Origin of the sequence: Amycolatopsis sp. NPDC059021, from assembly GCF_042739895.1 — a bacterium.
In the GTDB taxonomy this organism is placed as follows: Bacteria; Actinomycetota; Actinomycetes; order Mycobacteriales; family Pseudonocardiaceae; genus Amycolatopsis.
Genome location: NZ_JBHYIQ010000180.1, coordinates 1 through 9,086, shown reverse-complemented (window position 1 = coordinate 9,086; position 9,086 = coordinate 1). Strand labels below are relative to the sequence as shown.

General features: G+C 71.2%; 7 protein-coding genes. 5 read left to right on the top strand and 2 right to left on the bottom strand.

Translation table 11 applies throughout. The features are described from left to right. Nucleotides 1–320: 320 nt before the first annotated feature. The gene (locus ACFWX1_RS47045; RefSeq protein ID WP_378396446.1) at nt 321–2,081 is read right to left on the bottom strand and encodes an ABC transporter ATP-binding protein; all 1,761 of its coding nucleotides are present in this window, start codon (nt 2,079–2,081) and stop codon (nt 321–323) included. 116 nt (nt 2,082–2,197) lie between these two features. Between ACFWX1_RS47045 and mshB the strand changes: the two genes are divergently transcribed. Genes mshB through ACFWX1_RS47030 form a run of 3 tightly spaced genes read left to right on the top strand, consistent with a single transcriptional unit; the run spans nt 2,198 to nt 4,285 of the window. Further along, entirely contained in the window at nt 2,198–3,037 is an 840-nt protein-coding gene (gene mshB, locus ACFWX1_RS47040; protein ID WP_378396445.1) for an N-acetyl-1-D-myo-inositol-2-amino-2-deoxy-alpha-D-glucopyranoside deacetylase, read from the top strand. A 2-nt stretch (nt 3,038–3,039) separates the two neighbouring features. Continuing rightward, nucleotides 3,040–3,504 (top strand): hypothetical protein, encoded by a 465-nt coding sequence (locus ACFWX1_RS47035; RefSeq protein ID WP_378396444.1) that lies wholly within the window; start codon nt 3,040–3,042, stop codon nt 3,502–3,504. Next, nucleotides 3,497–4,285, top strand: a complete 789-nt coding sequence (locus tag ACFWX1_RS47030) for a hypothetical protein (protein ID WP_378396443.1) — start codon at nt 3,497–3,499, stop codon at nt 4,283–4,285. The genes ACFWX1_RS47035 and ACFWX1_RS47030 overlap by 8 nt, the downstream gene beginning before the upstream one ends. 6 nt (nt 4,286–4,291) lie before the next feature. Here the strand turns inward: ACFWX1_RS47030 and ACFWX1_RS47025 are convergent, their stop codons facing one another. Then, nucleotides 4,292–5,056 carry a site-2 protease family protein gene (locus tag ACFWX1_RS47025; RefSeq protein WP_378396450.1) on the bottom strand — a complete coding sequence of 255 codons (765 nt, stop codon included), beginning with the start codon at nt 5,054–5,056 and terminating at the stop codon, nt 4,292–4,294. Nucleotides 5,057–5,281: 225 nt separating this feature from the next. Between ACFWX1_RS47025 and ACFWX1_RS47020 the strand changes: the two genes are divergently transcribed. Then, on the top strand, nt 5,282–5,608 hold the full coding sequence (locus ACFWX1_RS47020; RefSeq protein WP_378329327.1) for a WhiB family transcriptional regulator: 327 nt from the start codon (nt 5,282–5,284) through the stop codon (nt 5,606–5,608). A 161-nt stretch (nt 5,609–5,769) separates the two neighbouring features. Beyond that, the gene (locus ACFWX1_RS47015) at nt 5,770–9,039 is read left to right on the top strand and encodes a glycosyltransferase (protein WP_378396449.1); all 3,270 of its coding nucleotides are present in this window, start codon (nt 5,770–5,772) and stop codon (nt 9,037–9,039) included. The last annotated feature ends 47 nt before the right edge of the window (nt 9,040–9,086 follow it).

Sequence of the window (9,086 nt, the reverse complement as noted above, 5' to 3'; positions counted from 1 at the left end):
CCCGTTTTTTGGTGCGCTTCTTCTCCTGGGTGGGGGTGGTGTTGTGCCGCCCCCCCCAGCTTGGGGTTGTTTCTGGCGCCACACCCCGGGTCGCCCACAATCGCCCCGGCCCGCCGACGGCACGACTGGCCCATTCGCACCGCTCCGAAGCCCCCTACCAAACAGCCTAGGCGAGGGGGCCGACAGAGAATTGCCGCCGAGCGTTCGAGAGCACAGGGAGCACCGGGCTAATGCCGTGAAGGCCTCCTTCACAGCGCTCAACGCCGTGAAGGAGGCCTTCACCGCACCACATCTCCCGGGGCGGCAAGCGTGGAGGAGTCTCAGTCGGCGACCGGGGCGACCTTTCCGGCTTCCCAGGCGGCGCGGCGCTCGGCCTGCAGCACCGGGTCGGCGACCGGGGCGGCCGAGAGCAGCCGGCGGGTGTAGTCCTGCTGCGGCGAGTGCAGCACCTGGTCGCGGGTGCCGACCTCGACGAGCTTGCCGTGCTGCATCACCGCGACGCGGTCGGCGAGCAGGTCGATGACCGCGAGGTCGTGGCTGATGAACAGGCACGCGAACTGCAGCGACTGCTGCAGGTCGAGGAACAGGTCCAGGACGCGGGCCTGCACCGAGACGTCCAGCGCGGAGGTCGGCTCGTCGGCGATGAGCAGCGCGGGGTCGAGTGCCAGTGCCCGCGCGATGGCGACGCGCTGGCGCTGGCCGCCGGACAGCTCGTGCGGGTAGCGGTTGAGGTAGTGCCCGCCCAGCTCGACCTTGTCCAGCAGCGAGGAGACCCGCTTGTTCTGCTCCTTGGTGGTGCCGACCTTGTGCAGCACCAGCGGTTCGGCGATGGACTCGCCGATCGTCATCTTCGGGTCCAAAGTGGACGCCGGGTCCTGGAACACGATCGAGAAGTACCGGCGCAGCGGGCGCAGTTCCTTGGCCGACATCGTGGTGATGTCCTTGCCCGCGATCGACACGGTGCCCGCGGTCGGGTTGAGCAGCCGGATCGCGCAGCGCCCGACGGTCGACTTGCCCGAGCCGGATTCGCCGACGAGGCCGAGGATTTCGCCCTTGGCGATGCTCAGCGAGACGTCGTCGACGGCGCGGTTCTTGGCCTGGCCCCGGCGGCCGGGGTACTCCAGCACGAGGTTCTTGATCTCCAGCGCCGGAGCGGTCTCCTCGATGACGGACTCGAGTTCGGCGTCGGCCAGCCGGATCTCTTCGGCGATCTTGGCCGCCTCGTCGCTGTCGACGGCGATCGCTTCGTCGTCGAGCAGCCGCCTGCCCTCGGGCCGCTGGCCGAGCACCGGAACCGCGGCCAGCAGCCGCCGCGTGTAGTCCTCCTGCGGCGAGGCGAACAGGTCGCGCACCGGCGCCTGCTCGACGATGACGCCCTGGTGCATGACCACGACCCGGTCGGCGAGGTCGGCCACGACGCCCATGTCGTGCGTGATCAGCACGATCGCGGTGTTCAGCGTGTCCCGCAGCTTGCGCAGCAGGCCGAGGATCTCCGCCTGCACGGTGACGTCGAGCGCGGTGGTCGGCTCGTCGGCGATGATCACCTTCGGGTCGCACGCGATGGCCATGGCGATCACGACACGCTGGCGCAGACCGCCGGAGAGCTGGTGCGGGTACTGCCTGAACCGCTGCGGCGGGTTCGGGATGCCGACCATCTCGAGCAGCTCGATGGCGCGCTTGTCGGCGGCGTCCTTGGCGATGTCCTGGTGCGAACGCAGCGCCTCGCGCAGCTGCCAGCCGACGGTGTACACCGGGTTCAGCGCGGTCATCGGCTCCTGGAAGATCATCGCGACCTCGTTGCCGCGGATCTTGCGCAGGTCCTTCTCGGTCAGGTCCGCCAGATTGCGCTCGCCGAGGCGCAGCTCGCCGGCGATCCTGCTGGTCTTGGGCAGCAGGCCGAGCACGGACATCGAGGTCACGGACTTGCCCGAACCGGATTCGCCGACGACCGCGACGATCTCACCCGGCTGGACGTCGAACCCGATTCCCTTGACCGCGTCGACGACGCCGTCCTCGGTCGGGAACGAGACCTGCAGGTCGGAAATGGACAGAACCGAACCCGACGTTGTTTCAGTGCTCACCTAAAGATGCCCTTCGTGGGGGTACAGACAGGTCACGGCACTATGGCCGTGACTCGCGCGAGGATATCCGAGGGACGGCCGACGAAGGTCGGTGAGCGGGAATTACTCTTCAAGACGTGATCTCCCGCGAAGCTCGACGGCTGCTTCTCGTCCACGCGCACCCCGACGACGAGAGCATCACCACGGGCGGCACGATCGCCCGCTACGCCGCCGAGGGCGCCGATGTGACGCTGGTGACCTGCACGCTGGGGGAGGAGGGCGAGATCGTCCCGCCCCGGCTCGCGCAGCTCGGCTCGTGGGCCGCCGACCAGCTCGGCGGCTACCGCAGCGGGGAGCTGGCCGGCGCCTGCGCCGCGCTCGGTGTCACGCGGCACCGCTACCTCGGCGGTATGGGCCGCTGGCGGGACTCCGGGATGGCCGGGACACCCGCCGCCGCGCATCCGCGCGCGTTCACCGGCGGCGCTCCGGACGAGCAGGCGGCACAGCTCGCCGAGATCCTCGCCGAGGTCGAGCCCCAGGTCGTCGTCACCTACGACGCGTTCGGCGGTTACGGCCACCCGGATCACATCCGCGCGCACGAGATCACCATGGCCGCGACGGCGAAGGCGGACTCGGTCACGCGCGTGTTCCACGTCGTCGCCTCGCGTGACGCGCTCCGCGAGGGGCTGGCCGCGTTGCGTGCCGACGGGACTTCACCCTTCCGGGTGCCCGAGGACGGCGAACTGCCGGAGACGCCCGACGAGACGATCACGTCCCGGATCGACGTCGGCGCGTACCTCGGACAACGGCTGTCCGCGCTGCGCGCACACGAAACACAACTCACCGTGGCCGACGGTGCGACCGTCCACTTCGCACTGACGAACGACATCGCCCAGCCGCTCCCGCCGCACGAGTACTTCGTGCTCGCCAAGGGACCCGCGGACGGCGCGGAAACCGACCTGTTCGGCAAGCTGTGATCATGTCCGCCACCCCGGCCCCGGCCCGCCTGACCGTCACCCAGTGGCTGCTGCTCGCGCTGCTCACGTTCGACGCGGTCCTGCTGGCGCCGCTCGAACTGTTCTTCCTGCCGCTGCGGCTGGACGGGACGGCGTTGCCGAAACTGGGCGACTTCCCGATGCCGCTGACGATCGTGCTCGGCGCGGTCACCACCCCGCTGCTGGTGTCGACGACGGCGAGGCTGGTACGTCCCGGCCTGTCGTGGGTACCGCTCGTGGTGTGGGTGCTCGTGCTCTTCGGCGTCGGACTGTTCGGTCCCGGCGGCGATCTCGTGCTGATCCAGGACTGGCGGGCGCTGGTGCTGCTCGGCGCGAGCGCGCTGCCCGCCGCGATGGCGCTCGGCGGCGGCTTGGGCAAGGCTGCGGGCAGGGCCTCTTCGAGAAGGGTGTCGTCGGAAGGGCTGTCGTCGGGAGGGAAGCGTGGCTGAGGCGATTTCGGACGCGAACGTCGTCGCGGTGCTGCGGCCGTTCGTGCGGGCCTGCGGGCCGATGCTGGACGCGCTGCGCGAGGCCGACCCGTTCGGCCTGCAGGCAAGGGCTCGCCGGGGTGAGGACGAACTCGCCGAGGTCGAGCCCGGGCTCAAGGAAAAGCTGCTGGACGGGCTGACCTCGGTCAAGGTGCCGGGAACCGCGGCGTGGGCGAACATGAACGGCTACCAGCGGTCCAGCTGGTGGATGAACCGCGTCGGCCGGTTCACCGCGCTGGTCACGTCGATCCCCGGCCTCGGCGGCGCGCTGGCCGACCGGCTACCGGTGCAGGACACGCTCGGCGCCGCGTCGCAGGGCCTGCTGCTCTGCGCGCTGGCGGGGGAATACGGCGTCACCGACGTCGGCGCCAGGGTGCGCCTGATCGCCTGGGTGCTGTTCGAGCGCGACATCGATCCCGTGCTCGCCGCAGGCAAGCACGCACAGCACGACGAGGCCGCCGAGGAAAGCGAAACGGCCAAGCTCACCGAGGAACTCGCCGAATCCGAGCGCAAGCACGGCAAGGCGACGTTCAAGGCGTGCGCCCGCACGCTGTGGCGGCTCGGGCGGGCGCTCCTCGGGATCACGGAAGAACTCGAGAAGCGCCCGCGCGGCCGGTTGTTCCATCGTGCGCTGGGCATGCTGCCGGTGGTCGGTGCCGCCGGGGACTACCTCGGCGAGCGCTCCGGGCTGCGTGTCGTGTGGAAGCGCGGCCACGAATGGCTCACCACGCATCCCGCCTGACGCCGCCTAGTGCTTCCAGAACATGAACACGTATTGACCGATCTGCGCGGCTTCCTCGACGCCGCCGACGGCGTTGAACAACGCGTAGGCCCCGCGCCACAACGCGGTGTTGACCGGGGTGAGGAGGAAGAGCGCGGCGAACAGGACCAGCGGTGCCCATGGCCGGACCCGCGCGCCGAAGTCCCGTGCCTGCGGCGAAAGGTACGGCTCGATCGCGCCCCAGCCGTCGAGGCCGGGGATGGGCAGGATGTTGAGGATGAACGTCACGATCTGCAGCAGCGCCAGATAGGACAGTCCGACGAGCAGGCCCGCCGACATCGGCACCAGGTAGCAGACGAGCGTGATCGCCGCGCCGACCGCGAGGTTGCTCAGCGGCCCGGCGAGGGAGACCCACGAGGACGTCGATCGTGAGCGCAGCGCGCCCCGGTTGATCCACACCGCACCGCCCGGCAGCGGGATACCGCCGATGATGAGGAAGATCAGCGGCAGCACGATCGACAGCATCGGATCGGTGTACTTGCGGACGTCGAGTGTGAGGTAGCCCTTATGGGCGATGCTGTGATCGCCGCCGCGGAAGGCCACGATCGCGTGCCCGAACTCGTGCAGGCTCAACGACGCGACCCAGCCCGCCGCGACCAGGAGCACCACGCCGGTGATGAGCAGCGGGTCCTTGATACTCACGGAAAACTGGCTGGAGCCGCTGAAAGCGGCCATGACCCCGCCCGCGATGGCGAGCACGAGGATGCCGAAGAAGACAGGACTGGGGCGCACTGCTGATCTCTGCACACCCCCAGTCTTCCGTATGCCCGATGTGAAGTTTTCGGCGTGTCCCCTTGCGCTGGGGCCGCGAGGTATCCCCCGAACTCGCTACTCGGCTTGACCAGACCGCACTACACGGGTGTAATCACAGTGATGTCATTCGCTGCCGGGAAGGGGGCAGCGGGTGTCGTTTCACCACCGCCAGCCTGGGGAGTGCGTACGAGCGAGGAGGCGGACGTGCGGTTGGAAGCCGATGGAAGGGAATGGGGGCACGTCGTGGGTTGGGGAGAGAACCCCGAGCAGCAACTGGGTGATCTCACCGACATGTTCGACGTTGCCGAGGAGGAGCAGGACTGGCAGGAACGCGCCCTGTGCGCGCAGACGGACCCGGAGGCGTTCTTCCCCGAGAAGGGCGGTTCCACCCGTGAGGCCAAGCGGATCTGCCTGGGCTGCGAGGTCAAGGACGAGTGCCTTGAGTACGCGCTGGCCCACGACGAGCGCTTCGGAATCTGGGGCGGTCTGTCCGAACGGGAGCGTCGCAAGCTCAAAAAGCGTGTTGTGTAGGTGATCCCGCCCCGGTCCACGTACTGGAACGGGGCGGGGGAGCCCATGCGTGAGTGACCGACGTCGTAGGGTGGCGGCACCGTTGTCCGCCGCCTGACGGGAGTCCGTCGTTGCCCCGCATCGCCTCATCTGCTTTGCGTACGGTTCCCGTGCTGGCCATCATGGTCTGCCACAACGGAGAAGAGTGGCTGCCGCTGGCGCTGTCCGCCTTGCGCCGCAGCAATATCCGGCCCCGGCACGTGCTCGCGGTCGACACCGGATCGACCGACCGGACACCGCGTCTGCTGGCCGAAGCCGCCGACCCGGCCGGGGTCGACGCGGAGCCCCTGCTGTCCGGGGTACTGACACTTCCGGGTGAAACCGGATTCGCCGAAGCCGTCGCCGCCGCGGTCGGCCACGCCGTCGAGCGATGGGGCGATCCCGGCGGCTGGCTCTGGCTGCTGCACGACGACTGCGCGCCCGAACCGGACTGCCTCGAAGAACTTTTGCAAGCTGCGGAAAGCAATTCCTCCGCGCGGGTGCTCGGCCCGCTTGCCCTCGACTGGGCGGATCCCCGGCTGATCGTCGAAGCCGGGCTCTCCACCGACGCCGTCGGTCACCGGCAGCAGACCGCCGCGCCCGGCGACGAACCGGCCGAGGTCCTCGCGGTACCCAGCGCGGGCTCGCTCGTACACCGCGAACTGTGGCATGAACTCGGCGGCTTCGACCCCGAATTCTCCTTGCTGCGCGAGGATCTCGACTTCGGCTGGCGTGCCAACGCGGCCGGTGGCCTCGTGCTGTCGGTCCCCGCCGCGCGGATGCGGCACGCCCGCGCGCTGACCACCGGGCGGCGGAAACCCGACGCGGCACCCGGGCCCCTCGCCGTCACGAACCGCGCCCACGGGCTGCGGGTGTTCCTGGTGAACTGCTCGCCGTTCTCCTTCTGGCTCGGCATGATCCGCATCCCGGTGCTGTCCGTCCTGCGGGCGCTGGCGTTCGTGCTGCTGCGCCGGACCGGGGAGGCCCGCGCCGAGTTCGCCGCCGTCGGCTATCTGCTCGGCGGGCGCGGAAACCTCCGTGCGGCACGGGCGAAACGCCGTTCGCGGCCACGGCCGGGGTCGGTGCGCGGACTGTTCACCGGACGGATCAGACGGCTGCGTAACGCCTTCCGTGCAGGCGTCGTCGGGCTCGTCCGCCGGGGCGTGGAGAGCGACGTCGCACTCGGGACCGTGCCGGAAGGCGTCGCACCCGAGACGGCGTGGATCCCGCCGGAGGCGTTGGACGCCAAGGCCGATCGCCCGATCGGGCCGTCCGCGTTGCCCGCGGGGGCGTTGCGGGGTATCGGTTCCCGAGGCTCGGGACTGCGCCGGCCGAGCGGGCTCGTCGCCGTCGCGGTGCCGGAAACCCCGGCGGCACCGGCAATTCCGGACGCCGACGCGGAGTCCGGGGAACCGGAAGAGGCTTCGTCCGAGCCGCGCGAAGCCGAGCCCGCCGCGGAGCCGGAGCTGGTCTTCGTCGAGGTGAACCGGCGGCGTGTGCTCGCCGCGACGGTGTTCGCCCCGCCGGTGGTGCTGCTCGTCGTGCTCACCGCGCTCGCGCTGGTGGTCAACCGTGGCCGACTCGGGCTCGATCTGTTCGGCGGCAAGCTGTTGCCGGTCGGCGGGCTCGGCGAGATCTGGTCGTCCTACATCGCGCCCTGGCACGCCGTCGCGGGCGGCACCGGCGCCCCGGCCGCCGCGACACTGCCGGTGCTGGGCCTGCTCGGCGCGGTCTTCGCGCCGATCGGTGGTCCGGCGGCGCTCGTCGCCGTGCTCCTCATCGGTGACATCCCGCTGGCCGCGTTGAGCGCGTACGCGGCGACGCGGCGTCTGCGCGTACGGCGCTGGGTGCGTGCGGTCGTCGCGGCGGTGTACGCGCTGCTGCCCGCCGCGACGGCTTCGGTGGCGCAGGGCCGCCTCGACGTCGTCGTGGTGCACATCGTGTTGCCGCTCGTCGTCGCCGGGATCGCCGGGCTGCTCGTCCGGGCCGACACCCGCTGGCTGCACATCTCCGCGCTGTCCGCGTTCGGCGTGGCGCTGCTCGGGGCCTTTTCCCCGCTCGCGCACGGGCTCGCGCTCGCGGGCCTGCTGATCGGGTTCGTCGTGCTGCCCGCGCCGACCGGGCTGGCGCGCCGGATCGCGTCGGTGGGCATCGTGGTGCTGCTGCCGCTGGCATTGCTGCTGCCGTGGCCGACCGTGCTCCTGAAACATCCCGAGCTGCTCGTGCAGGGTCTCGGCGGCGGGGCGGCGCTGCCGTCCGGGACGGATCTGGCCGGGCTCGATCCCGGCGGCCCCGGTGCGTGGCCGATCGGGGTGGCGGTGATCGCGGCGGCCCTCGTCGCGCTCGTCGTGCGCCCGACGAAGCTCGCGGGCGGCGGGCTCGCCCTCGCCGTCCTCGGCGCGGGCGGGATCGTGCTGGTGCGGCTGGTGAAGCTGACGCCTATGCAGGGCGGCGCGCCCGCGTACGGCTACGCGGGCGTCCCGCTGCTGCTGGTCGGGGCGGGGCTGCTGTGGGTCGTGCTCTCGGCGTGGCAACGCGGCGGCGTCGCGCCGGTGCCCGGCCGGCTGCTGCCGAGGGTCGCCGCGGTGGCCGGGGTGGTGGTGCTCCTCGCGTTCGGCGCGGGTGCGGTGGTGACCGGTCACGAAGGCCCTCTGCGGGCGGGCGGCCGTCCGCAGCTCTCGCCCGAGGTGGCCGCGGACCTGGCCGCATCCGGCCGCTCGGTGCTGGACCTCGGCACCGACCAGGCGCGGCAGACCGGCGGACGGCTCGCGCACTACGGCGACGACCAGCTCGCGCCCTCGCCCGGCACGGCGGACCGGCTCGGCGGCTGGCGGCGCGACCTCGGGCAGGGCAACGCCGAGGCGGTCAAACGCGCGGTGACCGCAGCGGCGGCCTCCGGCGTCCTCTACGTGGTCCTGCCCGCGGGTGTGGATCCCGCCGCGTACCTGACGCTGGCCAAGGACCTGGTCGCCGTCGCGCCGCCGACGTCGGACGGCCGGCCGGTGCTCAAACTGCTCCCGCCCGCCGGCCAGGTCGTGCTGATCTCGCCGGAACTGGCGAAGGCAGCGGTGACCGGTGGCGACGCGCCCGGCATCTCCCCGGGGGTCTCCCCGGTCCAGGCGGGCCTGCCGGATGTGCGGGTCCGCGTCTCCGACGGTCCGAACGGGCGGCTGCTGGTGCTGGCCGCCGAGCAGGAGGCGGGCTGGCGTGCCAGCGTCAACGGCGCCCGGGTGCCGATCGTGCCCGCGTGGGGGCATCAGGTCGCGGTCTCGGTGCCGCCGAAGTCGGCCGAGGTGAGCGTCGAGTACCCGGGGACGGAACGCGGGCTGCTGCTGCTCGTCCAGCTGGCTGCGGTGCTGTTCACACTGCTCACCGCTGTCCCGTCGTCGTCGGTGGCGTCACGGCGTCGCTGAGTTTCTACGTCGCGAACGCTCCGTTCGAGACGTTGAGCGTCCCGAAC